The 16364-nt window shown below is 68.5% G+C and carries 15 protein-coding genes; 6 read left to right on the top strand and 9 right to left on the bottom strand.

Going from position 1 to position 16364, the window contains the following annotated elements:
* Nucleotides 1-80 precede the first annotated feature (80 nt).
* On the top strand, nucleotides 81-1343 hold the full coding sequence (locus ACX12F_RS24745) for a hypothetical protein (RefSeq protein ID WP_459366915.1): 1263 nt from the start codon (nucleotides 81-83) through the stop codon (nucleotides 1341-1343).
* Here ACX12F_RS24745 and ACX12F_RS24740 read toward each other — a convergent pair.
* Genes ACX12F_RS24740 through ACX12F_RS24710 form a run of 7 tightly spaced genes read right to left on the bottom strand, consistent with a single transcriptional unit; the run spans nucleotide 1336 to nucleotide 8267 of the window.
* On the bottom strand, nucleotides 1336-2247 hold the full coding sequence (locus ACX12F_RS24740; protein WP_459366914.1) for a class I SAM-dependent methyltransferase: 912 nt from the start codon (nucleotides 2245-2247) through the stop codon (nucleotides 1336-1338). The two genes, ACX12F_RS24745 and ACX12F_RS24740, sit on opposite strands and share 8 nt — an antisense overlap.
* A complete protein-coding gene (mnhG, locus tag ACX12F_RS24735; RefSeq protein ID WP_459366913.1) occupies nucleotides 2234-2569 on the bottom strand; it encodes a monovalent cation/H(+) antiporter subunit G in 336 nt (111 codons plus the stop codon). The genes ACX12F_RS24740 and mnhG overlap by 14 nt, the downstream gene beginning before the upstream one ends.
* Nucleotides 2566-2853: a monovalent cation/H+ antiporter complex subunit F gene (locus tag ACX12F_RS24730; protein ID WP_459366912.1), complete on the bottom strand. Its 288-nt coding sequence runs from the start codon at nucleotides 2851-2853 to the stop codon at nucleotides 2566-2568. Before ACX12F_RS24730 ends, mnhG begins: the two co-directional genes overlap by 4 nt.
* A complete protein-coding gene (locus tag ACX12F_RS24725; protein WP_459366911.1) occupies nucleotides 2850-3380 on the bottom strand; it encodes a Na+/H+ antiporter subunit E in 531 nt (176 codons plus the stop codon). The genes ACX12F_RS24730 and ACX12F_RS24725 overlap by 4 nt, the downstream gene beginning before the upstream one ends.
* Nucleotides 3377-4969 (bottom strand): Na+/H+ antiporter subunit D, encoded by a 1593-nt coding sequence (locus ACX12F_RS24720; protein ID WP_459366910.1) that lies wholly within the window; start codon nucleotides 4967-4969, stop codon nucleotides 3377-3379. Before ACX12F_RS24720 ends, ACX12F_RS24725 begins: the two co-directional genes overlap by 4 nt.
* On the bottom strand, nucleotides 4966-5436 hold the full coding sequence (locus ACX12F_RS24715) for a Na(+)/H(+) antiporter subunit C (RefSeq protein ID WP_459366909.1): 471 nt from the start codon (nucleotides 5434-5436) through the stop codon (nucleotides 4966-4968). The genes ACX12F_RS24720 and ACX12F_RS24715 overlap by 4 nt, the downstream gene beginning before the upstream one ends.
* Nucleotides 5433-8267, bottom strand: a complete 2835-nt coding sequence (locus ACX12F_RS24710) for a Na+/H+ antiporter subunit A (protein ID WP_459366908.1) — start codon at nucleotides 8265-8267, stop codon at nucleotides 5433-5435. Before ACX12F_RS24710 ends, ACX12F_RS24715 begins: the two co-directional genes overlap by 4 nt.
* Nucleotides 8268-8457: 190 nt before the next feature.
* On the opposite strand from ACX12F_RS24710, the gene ACX12F_RS24705 reads away from it, so the two are divergent.
* The 5 genes from ACX12F_RS24705 (at nucleotide 8458) to ACX12F_RS24685 (ending at nucleotide 13515) form a co-directional block, all read left to right on the top strand.
* Entirely contained in the window at nucleotides 8458-9471 is a 1014-nt protein-coding gene (locus ACX12F_RS24705; RefSeq protein WP_459366907.1) for a VWA domain-containing protein, read from the top strand.
* Nucleotides 9472-9486: 15 nt separating this feature from the next.
* Entirely contained in the window at nucleotides 9487-9933 is a 447-nt protein-coding gene (locus ACX12F_RS24700) for an SRPBCC family protein (RefSeq protein ID WP_459366906.1), read from the top strand.
* Nucleotides 9934-10104: 171 nt separating this feature from the next.
* Nucleotides 10105-10386, top strand: coding sequence for a hypothetical protein (locus ACX12F_RS24695; RefSeq protein WP_459366905.1), 282 nt, complete (start codon nucleotides 10105-10107; stop codon nucleotides 10384-10386).
* A 13-nt stretch (nucleotides 10387-10399) separates the two neighbouring features.
* Nucleotides 10400-12001 carry a S53 family peptidase gene (locus ACX12F_RS24690; RefSeq protein WP_459370494.1) on the top strand — a complete coding sequence of 534 codons (1602 nt, stop codon included), beginning with the start codon at nucleotides 10400-10402 and terminating at the stop codon, nucleotides 11999-12001.
* Nucleotides 11998-13515: a zinc ribbon domain-containing protein gene (locus ACX12F_RS24685; RefSeq protein WP_459366904.1), complete on the top strand. Its 1518-nt coding sequence runs from the start codon at nucleotides 11998-12000 to the stop codon at nucleotides 13513-13515. The genes ACX12F_RS24690 and ACX12F_RS24685 overlap by 4 nt, the downstream gene beginning before the upstream one ends.
* A 6-nt stretch (nucleotides 13516-13521) precedes the next feature.
* Here the strand turns inward: ACX12F_RS24685 and ACX12F_RS24680 are convergent, their stop codons facing one another.
* Together ACX12F_RS24680 and ACX12F_RS24675 are read right to left on the bottom strand one after the other, a co-directional pair.
* Entirely contained in the window at nucleotides 13522-14103 is a 582-nt protein-coding gene (locus ACX12F_RS24680; protein ID WP_459366903.1) for a TetR/AcrR family transcriptional regulator, read from the bottom strand.
* 9 nt (nucleotides 14104-14112) lie between these two features.
* Nucleotides 14113-16308: an AAA family ATPase gene (locus tag ACX12F_RS24675; protein WP_459366902.1), complete on the bottom strand. Its 2196-nt coding sequence runs from the start codon at nucleotides 16306-16308 to the stop codon at nucleotides 14113-14115.
* Nucleotides 16309-16364: the final 56 nt, after the last annotated feature.

The following is a 16364-nucleotide window of genomic DNA, read 5'->3' as shown; positions in this document are numbered from 1 at the left end:
GGTCCGGCCATTCCGCGCAGCGAGGGGAGTGCGGCACCGCTTATGCTGGACACAGTTTCTTGTGTTAAGGGGGCGGGCTGATGACGGGTTGGCAGGGGAGCGGTAGGTCGTCCGACGAAGAAGAGACGGCGATTCACCAGACCAGGCCTCCGGCCGCGCCGGGCTGGCCGCAGCAGACGCCGCCGCCTTTGAGCCAGCCGCCGGCGGGTCAGACCCAGACACCGGCGTGGGGCCAACCGGCCGCGCCGCAGACCGGGGGCTGGGGCCAGCCGCCGAGCGCTCCGGGCACGCCCCCGATGGGCTGGCCGGGGGCGCCAGCGGCACCGGGCGGCTACGGCGCCCAGCCGTTCGTCACCCCGCCGAAGAAGAGCAAGGTGCCGCTGATCATCGCGGCCATCGTGGTGGTGCTCGTCGTCCTGGGCGGCGGCATCTACTACGTGTACGACTCGTTCGGCTCTGGCGGCAGCAGCCGCTCGAGTTCGGCCAGCGAGGTCGTCAAGGGCTACCTGGAAGCGCTGTCGAATGGTGACGCCGACACGGCACTGTCGTTCAGCGGTGACCAGCCCGCCTCGAAGGAATTCCTCTCCAGCGACGTGCTGAAGAAGCAGATCGCCGAATGGCCGATCAGCGACATCCGCATCCTGAACGAAGACAAGACCATGGCGTCGATCGGGCGCGCCGACGTGCATGTGGCGGCCAAGTTCGGCGACAAGAACTCCGACGCCACGATCAATGTGAAGAAGGACGGCGACAAGTGGCAGCTGGCCCACGCCGCCGTCAAGCTCGATCTGTCGTCGCTCAGCAGCTCCGACAACGCCGCGCGTAAGACGATGACGGTGTTCGGCAAGGAGATCAGTGAGGAGTCGGCGATCTACGTTTTCCCGGGCTTCCTGGAACTCGGCAGCACCAGTCCGTACGTGTCGGTCACCAACAGCAAGCCGTTGCTGCTCGACGCCATCGAAGGATATTCGGCCAGCTCCTACCTGCAGCCGAAGTTTGCGCTCAACGACGACGGCACCAAGACCATCGCCAAGCTGCTCAGCGCGGCGTACGGCAGCTGCTCGGCGTCGCGCTCTCTGGTGCCGCCGTCACCCTGCCCGGTGAAGATCAGCGACGGAGAACTGGTCGACGGCACCGTCACGTGGGGCCAGCCCGACATGAGCGCCGTCAAGATCGGCGATCTGGACGAATACCGCATGGAAGTACGCATTTCCGGCGAGGTGCACTACGACGTGAGCGGACAGGGGCGCAGCGGTGGGACCAAGCGGGGTACGTTGACCTCGTACGTCACCGGCACCACCGCCGACGTCAGCGGCCAACAGGTGAAGATCAAGTTCAGCTGAGCTCGGCGTCGACGAACTCGCTACCGATGTCCGGCACGTCGCTGGTGACCTCTGGCTTGTAGCGGGCGGTGACCTCGGCGGAGGTCTCGACCCTGGCGTGCCAACCGTGGCGGGTCAGCCACTCGGCGACATCCTCTCGCGGTTCTATGTAGAACAGCTCGGACACATCGGTCATCGGCTGACCGGCCTTGGCGGCTTCCTCGCGGATCGCATCCATCCGGGCTTTGCGGATCCGCTGGTTCTCGTCGCTGAAATAGTCCGCGCCGAAACCTTCCACCGCGACCCGACTGCCCGGCGTGCTGAGCTCGTGCAGTCGCTCGAACAAGAGGTCCTGTGCTTCCGCCGGTAGATACGGCAGCAGACCTTCGGCCAGCCACGCGGTCGGACGGGTGGCGTCAAAGCCCGCCTGTCGCAAGGCTTCCGGCCAGTCCCGGCGGAGGTCGATCGGGACGGCGACCTGCCGGGCGACCGGTTGGGCGCCGTGGGCGGCCAGCGTCTCCTCTTTGAACGCCAACACCTTCGGCTGATCGATCTCGAAAACCACGGTGCCGTCCGGCCAGGCCAGGCGCCAGGCGTGCGCATCCAGCCCCGCGGCCAGGATCACCACCTGACGAATGCCCGCGGCGCCGGCCGATGCGAAGAACTCGTCGAACCACTTGGTGCGGGCTGCGGCATACGCCCACACCATGCGAATCCGTTCGGCCTGCGCCGAACCGGCATCAGCGCCGGAGAACGGTGATGACCAGCCGGACGCGGTGGCGGCGTCGATGAACAACTGCGCGTAGGGGTCGTCGAATAGCGGGTGCTCCGAAGCGGATTCGGCGGCCCGGGCCATGGCCACGCCGAGGGCGGTGGCGCCCACACTCTCTGTGATGTCCCAGGAGTCGTCGTCAGTTCGCGCCATGGTCGTCCAATTCGTCGCGGATCAACAGGTCGTCGCGGAAACTCTGCTCACGATAGGCCAGCTGGCCCACCCGATTCGCCACAACCGGAGCCGTGATCAGAGTGAACATTCCGGCCAGGATCAGCATGCCGACGTCGGCGTGGCCGCGCAGCCGCAGCCCGGCGCCGGTGAGCACCAACAGCAGCCCCAGCACCTGCGGCTTGCTGGCGGCCTGCAACCGCGACAACGTGTCGGGGAAACGCACCACACCGATGGCCGCGGTCAGTGCGAGCGCCGAACCACCGAGCACCAAAGCGCCTGAGACAGCGTCGAAGAAGTTCATCGTGGCGGCTCTGTTCCGGTTTCGGTATCGGTGTCGCGGACGCGGAACCGGGCGACACTGACGGAGCCGACGAAGGTGATCAGCGCCAGCGCCGTCAAGCTGTAGGTCGCCGTGGTGTCGAGGCTGTAGGCCGCCCAGGTGCCGATGCCGCACATGGTGACGGCGACGAAGGTGTCCAGTGCGACCAGCCGGTCCAGGGTGCCGGGACCGGCCAGCAGCCGGAACATCGTGATGGCCGCGGCCGCGACGAGCATCACCGCAGCAATGGTCCAGAGGGTGTTCATGCGGGGTCCGCTTCCAAAGGCTGCCAATGGGATTCACGTTCGAATGAGGCGATCATCAAGCGCTCCACTTCGGCGATCTGGCGGTGGAACTGCTGCACCGCCCGCTCGGATCCGACATCGAGGACGTGGACGTAGATCATCCGGCGAGCCTGGTCGATCTCGAGCACGATCGAACCGGGGATGAGGTTGATGACGTTGACCGCCAATGCCAGCACCAGATCCGACTTGAGGGCGAGCCGGGCCCGCAACACCGCGGTCAGCGGTGGGGGGCCGGGTCTGATCGCCAGCCAGGCCAGCTGCACCGAGGACAGCACCAGGTAGTAGGCGACCTTGAGTGTCAATTGCGCGAGGGAGAGCGGGTGGAGCCGGCCCGCGACGGGCACCTGCGGCAGCGGCAACAGCACAGTGATCAGCAGAGCCACGGCGAGACCGCCGACGATGTTGGCGGCGGAGATGTTGCCCCACAACAGGACCCACACGGCCGTCAGCCAGACCAGGATGCCGATACGCGGTAACCACTGCCTCATGGCGTCAACACCGCCGAGATGTACTGGCCGCGGTCGGTCACCTGGTCGGCGGCCCGCTCCGCGAACCCGAAGATGGGCCCGGCGAACACCGTGAGGGCGAGACCCACCCCGATGAGAACCGCGGTCGGGGCCAGCATGCTGACGGGCATCCGGCCGACGTCCGGCCGGTCGTCGACGGCCACGTCTGCGACCGGTTCCAAGAGGCCAGCCGGGGCCGCCGCGGAGAGCATGCCCTCGGGGGCGTCGGCGCGGGCCCGCCAGAACGCGAGCGTCCACACCCGCGCCATCACATACAGCGTCAGCAGGCTGGTGATCACCGAGCCGGCGACTAGCGCCCAAGCCAGGACCGATGCGCTCGTCGCGCCCGCCTGCAGCAATGCCACTTTGCCGATGAACCCCGAGAACGGCGGAATGCCACCGAGATTCAGTGCCGGGATGATGAACACGAACGCCAGCAGCGGGCTGGCCCCGGCGAGCCCGCCGAGGCGTTGCAGCGTCGATGCGCCGGCCTGCCGCTCGATCAGCCCGACCACCAGGAACAGCGTGGTCTGCACGACGATGTGGTGGGCGACGTAGTAGATGGCGCCGGCCATGCCGATGCGGTTGGACACCGCGATGCCGAACACCAGGTAACCGATATGGCTGACCAGCGTGAAGGACAACAGCCGCTTGATGTCACTCTGGGCCATGGCGCCGAAGATGCCGATCAACATGGTCAACAACGCCGCGACCATGAGTACGCCGTCCAGTGAGCCACCGGGGAACAGCAGGGTGTGGGCCCGGATGATCGCGTACACACCGACTTTGGTGAGCAGGCCGGCGAACACCGCGGTGACCGGTGCGGGGGCCGTGGGGTAGGAGTCGGGCAGCCATGCCGAGAGCGGGAACACCGCCGCCTTGATGCCGAATGCCACCAGCAGCACCGCGAACAGCGCCGCGCGCGTGCCGGGCGTGATGCCGTCGAGCCGGTTCGCCAGCTCGGCCAGGTTCAGGGTGCCGGTGGCCGCGTAGATCAGCGCGATGCCGATCAGGAAGATCACCGACGACACCATGGAGACCATGACGTAGCCGATGCCGGCCCGCACCCTTTCCTCGCTGGCGCCGACTGTCAGCAGCACGAAGCTGGCGGCCAGTAGCACTTCGAAGCCGACGAACAGGTTGAACAGATCGCCGGCGAGGAACGCGATGCAGACGCCCGCCGACAGGACCAGGTAGGTCGGCAGGAAGATCGACACCGGCTGCTCGTCACCGCCGTCGCGGATACCCTGCCCGACGGCGTACCAGACCACCGCCAGCAGCACGATCGCGGACACCACCAGCATGAGGGCCGAAAGCCGGTCCACGACAAGGACGATTCCGAGGGGCCCCATCCCGGGTTCGGTCTGGCCCCAGCCGCCGACGTGGACCGCGACGGTGCCGCTGTGGTCGACGACGTAGACCAGGGCCGCGCAGACCGCCGTCGTCGCGGCGAGCGCCACGAGTGCCACGAGCTGCTGCAGCCGCGGCCGGCGCCCCGCCAACAACGTCGCGGCGGCGCCGAGAATCGGGATGAGGACGGGCAGCGGCGCCAGCACCGCGCCGGTCGTCACGTCTGGTCCGTTTCGGTTGGCAACGCGTCGAGTTCGGCTGGTGCGTCGGCATCGGCGACGACGGACGGTGCGGCGCGGTCCTCCTCGACCGCGGGGGCGTCGGTGGTCGACAACTGCACCACGCGGCTGTCCTCGGGATCGTCGCCCACCTCTTCGACCGTGGTCAGGCGGTAGGCCCGATAGTTCAGCGCCAGCACGAACGCGGCGACGCCCATGGTGATGACGATGGAGGTCAGGACCATGCCCTGGGCCAGCGGATCGGCGGTCCCGGTCTGACCCTGACTGGTGCGGCCGCGTACCGGCGGATTGCCGGAGTCTCCGCCCATCACCAGGATCAGCAGGTTCACCGCGTTGCCGATCAGCAACAGGCCCAGCAACATCCGGGTCAGGTTGCGCTCGAGGAGCAGGTACACGCCGGTGCTCGTGAGCCCGCCGATGAGAACGAGGGGTACGAGATAGGTCGTCATCGGGTGGCCGCCTCACGGGGTGCGTACAACTCTTCGTCGACCTTGGCGCCCAGGCTGCGCAGGATGTCCAGCACCAGGCCCACGACGATGAGGTACACGCCGAGATCGAAGAACAGCGTCGTCACCACCTTCACCGAACCCAGCAGGGGCAGCGTGAATTTCACGACTGCGCTGGACAGCACCGGAGCGCCCAGCAGCAGCGAGGCCGTCGCCGTCCCGGCGGACAGGGTGAGCCCGGCGCCCAGAATCTTCCCGGCGTCCAGCGGCAGCGTCTCGCCCAGTTCGTAGCGGCCGCCGGCCAGATACCGCAGCACCAACGCCAGGCCGGCGGTCAGGCCGCCGGCGAAACCGCCGCCCGGAGTGTTGTGCCCGGCGAAGAAGAAGTACACCGACAGCACCATGATGAGCGGGAAGATCATGCGCGTCGCGACCTCGAGCACCAGCGAGCGGTGCCGTGGATCGCGCAGGTCGCTGCCCCGTAGCCAGGTGATGTAGGGCGTCGGCCGGTGGTCCTTCGGTACCCGGGGCGCCGAGCCGAAACGCCTGTGCCGGAACACCATTGACGCTACGCCGGTCGCGGCGACCAGCAGCACCGAGATCTCGCCGAGGGTGTCCCAGGCCCGGATGTCCACCAGCAACACGTTGACGGTGTTGGCGCCGTGCCCGCGGTAGTAGGCCGCGTCGGGCAGCAGTTCGGCCAGCGGCCGGGTGCCCCGGGCGGCCATGGCATAGACGGCCAGCGCGGTGACCGACGAGCCGACGGCGATGGCCAGCAGGGCGCGAGGGAGCCGGTGCCGCTTCATGTAGGTCGCGTCGGATTCGGCGGGCAGGGTGCGCAACACCAGCAGGAAGACCACCAAAGTCAGCGTCTCGACCAGGAATTGGGTGAGGGCCAGGTCCGGCGCTCCGTAGAAGACGTAGAGCGTGCCGCAGCCGTAGCCGGTGACACCGACCACCAGCACCGCCGCCAGCCGGTTGCGCATCACCGTCGCGCTGATGGCCGCCGCCAGCACGATCAGGCCCACGACCACCTGGAGCGGCGAGTTCCACCACCGCAGTTCGGGCTGGTCGCGCTCGCCCAGCAGCAGTACCGCGATGGGCAGCACGGCGAGGGTGGACAGGATCATGGACTGCGTCGTCGGAATCGATCCGCGCTGGGTGAATGCCGTCAGCCGCACGGCGAACCGGTCCGCGCCGCGGATCGCCGCGTCGTACATTCGGTCGGCGTTGCCGAGCGGCAGATAGGGCAGCCGGAAGCGTTCGAGCCGGTGCCGCAAGCCGAATGCCGCCGCGCCGGAAGCGAGGACCACGGCCGACAACACCAGCGGCAGGTTGACGCCGTGCCACAGGGCCAGGTGGTAGCCGGCGCTGCCCGGCATGGTCGCGGTGTAGTCCGCGATGGCATGGTCCAGCGCGTTCGGCAGCAGCCCGAACCCGAGACCCGCGGCGGCCAGGACGCCCGGCGGGAGCAGGAAACCGAGGCTGGGACGGTGCATCTCGGCGACGCGAACGGTCGGCTCTTCCTTGCCCTTTCGCGCGAATGCCCCATGCAAGAACCGCAGGCTGTAGATCGTCGTGAACACCGAACCGAAAGCCACGGTCGCCAGCACAAAGGGGGCGGATGCGCCCAACGTCGGGCTGTGCCACAAGGTTTCGAAGTCCGCTTCCTTCGCGACGAAGCCGAAGAACGGTGGCAGACCGGCCATGCTGGCGGCAGCAGCGACGGCGATGCCCAACAGCACGGGGCTGCGGCGGCCGAGCCAGGCCAGTTTCCGGATGTCGCGGGTGCCGGTCGCGTGGTCGATGATCCCGACCACCATGAACAGCGCGGCCTTGAACATGGCATGCGCGCACAGCATGGCCAGGCCGGCCAACATCAGGTCGCCGCCGCCGGCGCCGACCAGCACGGTGATCAGCCCGAGCTGGCTCACCGTGCCGAAGGCCAGGATCAGCTTGAGGTCGTACTCGCGGACGGCGCGCCAACCGGCCAGCACCAGCGTCGCCAGCCCCAGCGCCACGACCGTCGGCCGCCACGGCTGGTGATCGGCGAAGCCGGGTGTCATGCGGGCGATCAGATACACCCCGGCTTTCACCATGGCCGCGGCGTGGAGGTAGGCGCTGACCGGTGTCGGCGCCGCCATGGCGCCCGGCAACCAGAAATGCATGGGCACGATGGCCGATTTGGACAGTGCGCCGATCAGCACCAGTACGACCGCCACCGATGAGGTGGTGCCGGTCGGCGCGCCGGCGACGAGGTCGGACAGCCGGTAGGTGCCGGCGAGCGTGCCCAGCATGATGATGCCGGTCAGCATGGCCAGCCCGCCGAAAGTGGTGACCAGCAGCGCCTGGGTCGCGGCGCGCCGGCTGGCGGCGCGCTCGGCGTAGTGGCCGACCAGCAGGAACGACAGGACGGTCGTCAGCTCCCAGAACAGGTACAGCAGGAGCGTGTTGTCACTGCAGACCAGTCCGAACATGGCGCCGGAGAACGCGACCAGTTCGGCGGCGAAGCTGGGCAGCCGGTTCTCGGTGTGGCCATCGGCGTGGTCGAAATAATTCGCGCAGTACAGCAGCACCAGGGTGCCGACGCCCAGGACCAGCACCGACATGATCGCCGCCAGGGAATCCAGTCGCAGCGTGATGTCCATGGACAGTTGGGGCACCCAGTCGATGTGCAGGGTCTGCGCGCCCGTGCCGGGCCAGTTCAGGGCCAACCAGATCAATGAGCCGGCGGGTGCCAGCGCAAGCGGATAGAACGCCCGCCGTCCCCAGTGTCGTACCAACAACGGAGCGAGCACGGTGGCGATCGCGTGCACGTACAGAACGGTGAGCATGGGCCTCCGGCAGGTGTCGGGGACGGTCCGTTGGGGCGAGCGTAGCGACGGGGGAGGGTTCGGCCAGCTTACGGGGCGGCTGTGACTGCCGTGGTCTGGCGGTTCTCGCAGGCCACAGGCCCGCTACCGGGCGCCCACCGCACCGACTCCTACACTTTCCACTTATGGTGACGAACGCGACGGGACGCCGATGAACCTGCCGGGAATCGGATCGGTGTCGTTGTCGGGCTTCGCCCACCCCTGGTTGTTGTTGACCGCGCTGCTGCCCATCGCCCTGGTGGCGGTGTATCTGGCGGCGCAGCGCAACCGCGCCAGCCGGCTGCGCAGCTATGCCGGCGACCAACCGCGGACCGATGTCGTACCGCTGCAGCCGTCGCGCTGGCGGCACATACCCATGGTGTTCTCGGTGGCCGCGCTGCTGTCCCTGACCGTCGCGCTGGCCGCGCCCACCCACGAGATCAAGACCCCGCGCAACCGCGCGGTGATCATGCTCGTGATGGATGTCTCCCGTTCCATGCAGGCGGACGACGTCTCGCCGAGCCGGCTGGCAGCGGCGAAGGACGCGGCCAAGGAGTTCTCGAAGAAGCTGACCCCCGGCGTGAACCTGGGCCTGGTCACGTTCTCCGGTAACACCAACCTCCTGGTGTCGCCGACACCCGACCACCAGGCGACCATCACCGCCCTGGACCACCTGACCGTCGACGACGGCACCGCGACCGGCGACGGCATCTTCGCGGCCCTGCGGGCCATCTCGACACTGGCCGACGTGCTGGGTGGCAGTGGTAACACCGACAAGCCCCCGAAACGCATCGTGTTGCTGTCCGACGGCGCGGAGAACCGGCCGGGCAACCCGGACAGCCCGCACGGCGCGTACACCGCGGCGCGGACCGCGAAGGAGTCGGACACCCCGATCTCCACGATCGCGTTCGGGACCAAGGGCGGCAAGATCAAGATCGACGATCAGAGCGTCAACGTTCCGGTCAACGACACCACGATGAAGCGGGTTGCCGAACTGTCCGGCGGGCAGATGTACACGGCGGCGAAGATCGAGGACCTGAACAAGAGCTACGACGCCATCCAGCAGCAGATCGGTTACGAGATCATTCGCGGACCCGGTGGCACCGCGTGGCTGCGGCTGGGTGTGTTCGCGCTGACCTGTGCGGTGATCTCGGCGCTGTTCATCAACCGGCGACTGCCGACATAGGGTTGAATACGACTCGTGGACAACGAAATTCGAGTCGTCAGTGCCAGCCGTGACATCGCCGCCCCAGCAGCGCGGATCTTCGAACTCATCGCCGATCCCGCCCAGCAGCCGCGCTGGGACGGCAACAACAACCTGGCCGAGGCGGCTGCCGGGCAACGCGTGCGCGCGGTGGGCGACGTGTTCGTCATGGGCCTGACCCTGGGTGCCCAACGGGAGAACCACGTCGTCGAGTTCGACGAGGGCCGGCGTATCGCATGGAAGCCGTCCGAACCAGGACTGCCGCAGCCGGGGCACCTGTGGCGCTGGGAACTCGAGCCCATCGACGACCAGCGCACCCGCGTCACCCATACCTACGACTGGACGGCGTTGACCGACGAGAAGCGGCTGAACCGGGCCAGGCAGACCTCCGCCGACTGGCTGCAGGCATCACTGGCGCGGCTCGCGGAACTGGCCGAGAGCTGACTCAAACGGTTTGCCAGCAACCATCGATGTCCTATATCTGGGCTAGATGTCCCAACGCTGAGCCATCTGGATCGGTATGCTGTGAGAAGCGAATCGGGATTACGATCGCGATGCCCGTTTCTTCGTAGCTGCGGCTGTCGGGGCGAACGGAATGGACTAAGGAGAACCGGTATGACCGTTCGGCACTCGACCCGCAAGAAGATGGTGGCCGGCCTCGCCGTGACCGCCGGACTCGCCATGGGCCTGCTCTCGTCGTGTGGCGAGAAGGCGAAGGAAGAGCCGACCACCACGACCTCGACCACCACCACGACGTCGGCACCCGCCTCGTCGTCGCCGGTCACCCCGAGCGAGAAGGGCGGCCCGACCAAGGGTGGCAACTCGTTCTCCCCGACGGTGAAGGCTCCGGGTCCGCAGACGGCGTTGCCGGGCAACGTCATCACCGCCCCGCACTAGAAGCGGGAGCCCCATTCCAGTAGGTCGCCGATGCGCCGTACGGCGCATCGGCGCGGTACTGGTAGCAGTCGGGCTGACAACGCTGGTGTCCGCCGGCCCAGCTGCTGAGCGGGGTGGCCAGCTGGCCGTGTCCGGTCCACTGGCGCATCTGCTCTCGGCTTCGGTTGATCTGGGCCCGTCGGCGGCAGCGCACGTCGAACTGACTGCGGCGCTGGCCCATGCCGTCCGGCCCGATGGGTTGATTCAATGGGCCAGGGCCGCAGGGCTTTCCGTGCAGTGGCGCCCCGGCGAGAACTGGGCGACCGTCGAAGGCGCGGCCCGTGCGATGGCGGCAGCGCTGCGCCTCGACGTCCGTGACTACCGCGGGCGCCGAGGGCAGACTTTCTATGCCGCAACGAGCCAACCCGAATTACCGCCGTCGCTGGTGGCCGAGTTGAGTGGTTTCGGCAGGCTCCTCGGCTATACGCCGTTCCGGGAGTCGCGTCCGTGGATCATGCCGCGCGACGTCCCCGCCGGCGGATTGACGGCCCAGGATCTACGCCGGTCCTACAACGTGTTTCCGCTGACCGATCAGGGCTACACCGGCAAGGGACGCACCATCGTCGTCTTCGGCTTCGACGGCTTCGAGCAATCTGATCTCGACAAGTTCGCCGAACTGAACCAGTTGCCGCGTTTCACGCCCATCGTGGTGGGAGACATGCCATCGGAGCGCACGGGCGAAACCACGATGGATCTCGAGATGGCCCACGCCATTGCGCCCGATGCCCGAACCGTCTACGTGAACGCCCGGCCGACCGTGTCGGGCGACGGCGCCTACCGCAAGATCGGCGAGATGATGGCAGCGGTCGACCGGCGGTTCCCCGGCGCCGAATGGAGCCTGTCGATCGGATGGGGCTGCGACAAGATGCTGACCGCTGCCGATCTGGCGCCGGTGCGTTCGGCGCTGGCCCGGGCACACCGCAGCGGCACCACCGCCTTCGACGCCAGCGGTGACCTGGCCGGCCTGGAATGCAAAGGCGGGCAGGACTGGTCGGCACCGCCGAGCATCGACGACATCGGACTGGATTCGGTGGCTTCGGTGCCGGAGATGACGGCCGTCGGAGGCACCACGCTGTCCACCGATGAACGCGGCCAGTGGCTCGGTGAGCAGGCCTGGTTCGACGTGCCCCTCACCCACGGCAGCGGCGGCGGAGTGTCCGCGTTGTTCGACCGTCCGGGATGGCAACGGGGCGTGCCGTCGGACCGCGGCCGCAACAAGCGACTCATCCCGGATGTCTCCGCGGTCGCGGACTTCTTCACCGGGGCACGCATGGTCTTCGACGGCGAAACGGTTCTGGCCGGCGGCACCTCGATGTCCGCGCCGATCTGGGCGGGGATGGCCGCCGTGATCGACCAATACCTGCTGGGCAACGGCGGACGACTGCTCGGCGATCTGAATCCGCTGCTGTACCGGGTGCAGCGGGTCGGCCGGCTGCCGGCGTTCCACGATGTCACCGTGGGCGGCAACGCGGTGGCGATGGCCGGCCCCGGCTTCGACTCGGTGACCGGCCTGGGCACACCCGATGTAGACAAGCTGGCGCGCAGCCTGCTGGTGGCCCAGGGGACAACCGGATGAGCGGCATCGGGTTGGTGAGTGCGCTGTTCCCGCGGCTTCCGGAGAGCGGCCGCCGGCCGTTCCAGGTCGGCTTCGCCCTGCTGGTGGCCTGGTTGACCGGGGCTTCGGCGCTGCGGCTCCCAGGTCTGTTCATCTCGACTGTGGCCGTGGGGTTTCCGCTGCTGTTCGCGCTCTACGTCCGGCAGCTGGGCTACCGCCGGCCGGAGCTCATCCGGTTGTACGTCAGCGCGGCGCTGGGTGCCGGATTCGGCGTCGCGTTCGCCTTGGGGTCCGGCATGGCGGTGTCGCACGCCTATGGGGTCCCACTTGAAAGTGGCGTCGCCGCAGTGCATCTGCGGACCGTTGAGGCCGGCCTCTCGGCGGTGGAGGCGCTGTTGGTGATAGCGCCTGCGCTGCTCGTCCGAATGTTCGGCCCGGGTGATCGAAAGGCGTTGTACGGCTATGTGATCGGCGCCGCAGGCGCCCTCGGCCTGACAGCCGCGACGGTCACCGTCCGGATGGTCGCACAGCTGGAATCCGGATTGGTCGACCGTGACCAGCCGTTGGCCGATCTGCTGATCGAGGCCGGGATTCGCGGACTCACCATGCCCGTCACCGCGGCTGCCTCGGCCGGAATGCTCGGCGCCGCACTGTGGTTCCGGCCTCGTGGCCGCCGGGTCTGGTGGCGTGTGGTGCTGATCGCCGTCGTTCCCATGCTGGCGCACATGTGGCTCGGTGACGAGGACTCGGCGGGCATCTCGCAATGGGCGAAGGTGACCTGGCACCTCGGGTTCGCCGTACTGGCAGTGCTGCTGCTGCGGTTGGTCCTGCAGTTGACGTTGCGGCACGAAGATTCCGGGGACGACGGCGCACGGGCGGTGCGCGTGCTGTCCGTGCCGCGCCTGGTGGCGACCTGGACCACGGTTGTCACCGTGCTGGCCCTCGGCTTGGTCGGCCTGTCCGCCGCGACGACCACGCCGGTGGCCCGGTACGAGTGCCCGCCCAATTGCGGTCACCCGCTGATGGGCAAGCCGGTGGCGATCAATCCCACCTTCACCGCTGCCGACGGTGCGTTCACCGTCTCGTATCCTGCTGAAGGAACGGCTTATTCGGTGACCACCGATGACACCGGGGTGACAGCGCAATACACCGGTGGCGGCGGTGGCGTCATGCGGCTGTGGGGTGAGCCGGCACGGGGGCGCGACGCCAAGGACGTCACGATGACGCTGCTCATGGACGCCTACCCCGACTCGCGGGTGGCCTATGAGGTGCCCAACACCTTGGTGGGTTATCACCCGGGTTACGGCGTGGCGGCCGACGACTGGCCGGACGGCCAGAACGTCGTCGCCTCCCGGACCCGCATTCTGGTGATGGTGGCCGTGAAGGACGATCTGGCCCTCATCGCCGCGGCGGCCGGGCCGTTCCACGAATTCGGCACCCACTCCGGTCCGCCGACCGGGGCCAGCCTGGAACTCGCCGCGGATATGGGCAAGTACGTCAACAGCTTTCGGTGGCGGGGCGATCCGCCGCGCTGAGCGCTGCTACGCAAGCAATTTCTGCCAGACGGCGCGGACGTGGTCCGCCATGTCAATGGACGGGTCGGACATCCACTGGAACTGGATGCCGTCGGTCGCCGAAATCAGCGCCGATGCGGCGAAATTGGCATCGACGTGCGACGGGATGTCGCCCGCGGCCTGCCGCCGCGCCACGTAGTCGGCGATGAGGTCGCGCATGTGCTCGTAGCGCTCCGTCAGATACGCCGCGGCGGGGTGCGACGGGTCGAGCGCCGCGGCCGCGACCAGCGAAAGGTAGAGGGTCGCCAACCCGGGTTTGGCGACCTTGGCCGCCATGGCCTGTGCGAGCAGCTCGCCCGGGTCGACATCGACATCCGAATTCCGGTACCACTCTTCGAATTTGGCGTCGCCGTCGCGCTGGATTTCGGTGAGGAGGGCATCGCGGGTCGGGAAATAGTGCATCAGCCCCGCCAGGCTGATGCCGGCTTCCTTGGCGACCACGCGCATCGAAGTGCCGGCTTCGCCGTCGCGTTCGAGCACGGCCAGTCCGGCGGCGAGGATCTCCGCGCGCTTGGCCGCGCCCTTGGCGTACCGCCCCTCAGTTGCCATGGTCCGAGCCTAGCGCCCGTCGGTGAACTCCCGAAGAGACTGCACCTGAGCGGGATCCAGTGACGGCCGTACCGCCTCCCGGGCCGTGGCGATGTCGGCCGCGATCACGTCAGCCGCGTCGATGGACCGGCGCATCGCGGTCAATGCCGCCTCGCGCAGCAGTGCGACGCAATCGGCGGCGCTGTAGCCGTCGAGCTCACCGGCCAACTCGCCGAGGTCGACGTCGGGTGCCAGTGGGATGGATTTGCCTGCGGTACGCAGGATTTCGTGACGCGCGTCGGCGTCAGGCGGCTCGACGAATACCAGCTTCTCGAGCCGGCCGGGTCGCAGCAGCGCGGGGTCGATGAGGTCCGGCCGGTTGGTTGCGCCCACCACCACGACGTCGCGCAACGGATTGATGCCGTCGAGCTCGGTGAGCAGCGCGGCCACCACGCGGTCGGTGACGCCGGAATCGAAGCTCTGGCCGCGCCGGGGCGCCAGTGCGTCCATCTCGTCGAGGAACATCAGCGACGGCGCGGAATCGCGTGCACGCTGGAACAATTCGCGCACGGCACGCTCCGACGAACCCACCCACTTGTCCATCAGCTCCGCGCCCTTGACGGCGTGCACCGACAACCGGCCGGAGCTGGCCAGGGCCCGCACCAGGAACGTCTTGCCGCAGCCGGGCGGGCCGTACAACAGCACGCCGCGCGGCGGCTCCACGCCGAGCCGCTCGAAGGTGTCCGGGTGCTGCAGCGGCCACAGCACCGCTTCGGTCAGCGCTTGTTTGGTGGCCACCATGTCGCCGACGTCGTCGAGGGTCACCGACCCGACCGCGACCTCCTCGGTCGCCGACCGGGACAGCGGCCGGATCACCGACAGCGCGCCGGCTAGATCGTCCTGCCTCAATGCCGGCTCGGCACCGTCGACGCTGGCTCGTGCCGCCGCCCGCAGCGCGGCCTCGCGTACCAGCGCGGAGAGGTCGACGACCACGAATCCCGGTGTGCGCTCGGCGATCTCGTCGAGGTTCAGCTCCTTCGCCGGAACCGACCTCAGCAGCACTTCCAGCAGCGCCTTACGGGTCGCCGCATCCGGCAGGGTCAGCCCCAACTCGCGGTCGCAGAGATCAGGCGCACGCAACCGGGCATCCACGCCGTCGGGCACGGCGGAGGTCGCGATGAACGCCACGCCCCGGCTGGCGACGGCCTTGCGCAGCTCGGCCAGGATCAACGTGGCCACCGGCTCGGCGACCGTGGGCAGCAGGGCGTCGATGTCGGTGATGAGCAGCACGCCGCCGCCTTGATCGGGTGAGCGCACAGACCGGACGGCATCCGTGACGGCGGCCAGCCGGTCCTCGGCCCGCAGTGCCCCGACCTCCGGCCCGGCGAGTTCGACCAGACGGCGGGAGGCGCACACCGCCCGCACCATGGCGGCCTTGCCGACGCCTGCGGGCCCCGACACCAGGACACCCAGATTGGCGGTGGCGCCCAGGGTTTCGAGTAGTTCGGGTTGGTCGAGAGCCAGCTTCAGCCACTCGGTCAGTCGCGTCGCCTGGGCGTGCACGCCCTTGAGATCGTCGATCGAAAGAGCTTGGGCGGCAGCGGTTTCCGGTGGAGAGATCACCGGCTGCGCGGCCGCGGTGACGACGCTCGCGTCGCCCCACGTGACCACCGAATTCGGCTGCACACTCACCGGGCCGGCCGGATCCACGGCCGTCACGGTGAGCAGTTCCGAAGTCCAGGTGATACCGACCTGGGTGGCCAGCGCCGAGGTGGCCGCCGACGTCGAGGTACCCGGGCCGAGGTCGCGCGGCAGCAGCGAGACGGTGTCGCCGACCGTCATCACCTTGCCCAGCAATGCCATTCGCAGCGTCGCGGGCGGTATCGAGCCACTGGCCAGCCGGGAGCCGCTGACGGTCACCGAGCGGGCGCCGTACACCGTCGCAGGTGACACCAGCACTGGCGAGTCGGCCCGGACCCCGGCATTGGACAGCGTCACGTCGTCGAGCAGAGCGGTGCCCGGGGGAGTCCCGGCGGCGGCGATGCCGACCACCGCACAGGTGGTCCGGGTACCGGTCAGTGACACCGCGTCCCACTCGCGGATGCCCAGGGCGGCAATCGCTTCGGGGTGCAGCATGACCACGCCGCGACGGGCGTCGAGTGCCGAGGTGTTCAGGCGGGCGGTGAGCTGAAGCTGCGCACCGGACGGATCGGATGCGGCCTGCACAGCCGGTGGCTGATCGCTCCTCGCGTCCGCAGGTGCCCGACTGCTCCTCGCGTCCG

Source organism: Mycolicibacterium sp. HS_4_1, assembly GCF_054515875.1.
The sequence above is the reverse complement of the archived record's forward strand: the minus strand, read 5'-3'. Positions and strand labels throughout refer to the sequence as shown.

What these genes read in the sequence shown, in the direction of transcription:
- ACX12F_RS24715 (WP_459366909.1), bottom strand. Translation starts at nt 5,436, where the DNA reads ATGACGACCTATCTCGTACCCCTCGTTCTCATCGGCGGGCTCACGAGC.
- ACX12F_RS24695 (WP_459366905.1), top strand. Translation starts at nt 10,105, where the DNA reads ATGACCGTTCGGCACTCGACCCGCAAGAAGATGGTGGCCGGCCTCGCC.
- mnhG (WP_459366913.1), bottom strand. Translation starts at nt 2,569, where the DNA reads ATGAACTTCTTCGACGCTGTCTCAGGCGCTTTGGTGCTCGGTGGTTCG.
- ACX12F_RS24710 (WP_459366908.1), bottom strand. Translation starts at nt 8,267, where the DNA reads ATGCTCACCGTTCTGTACGTGCACGCGATCGCCACCGTGCTCGCTCCG.
- ACX12F_RS24685 (WP_459366904.1), top strand. Translation starts at nt 11,998, where the DNA reads ATGAGCGGCATCGGGTTGGTGAGTGCGCTGTTCCCGCGGCTTCCGGAG.
- ACX12F_RS24680 (WP_459366903.1), bottom strand. Translation starts at nt 14,103, where the DNA reads ATGGCAACTGAGGGGCGGTACGCCAAGGGCGCGGCCAAGCGCGCGGAG.
- ACX12F_RS24740 (WP_459366914.1), bottom strand. Translation starts at nt 2,247, where the DNA reads ATGGCGCGAACTGACGACGACTCCTGGGACATCACAGAGAGTGTGGGC.
- ACX12F_RS24705 (WP_459366907.1), top strand. Translation starts at nt 8,458, where the DNA reads ATGAACCTGCCGGGAATCGGATCGGTGTCGTTGTCGGGCTTCGCCCAC.
- ACX12F_RS24725 (WP_459366911.1), bottom strand. Translation starts at nt 3,380, where the DNA reads ATGAGGCAGTGGTTACCGCGTATCGGCATCCTGGTCTGGCTGACGGCC.
- ACX12F_RS24745 (WP_459366915.1), top strand. Translation starts at nt 81, where the DNA reads ATGACGGGTTGGCAGGGGAGCGGTAGGTCGTCCGACGAAGAAGAGACG.
- ACX12F_RS24730 (WP_459366912.1), bottom strand. Translation starts at nt 2,853, where the DNA reads ATGAACACCCTCTGGACCATTGCTGCGGTGATGCTCGTCGCGGCCGCG.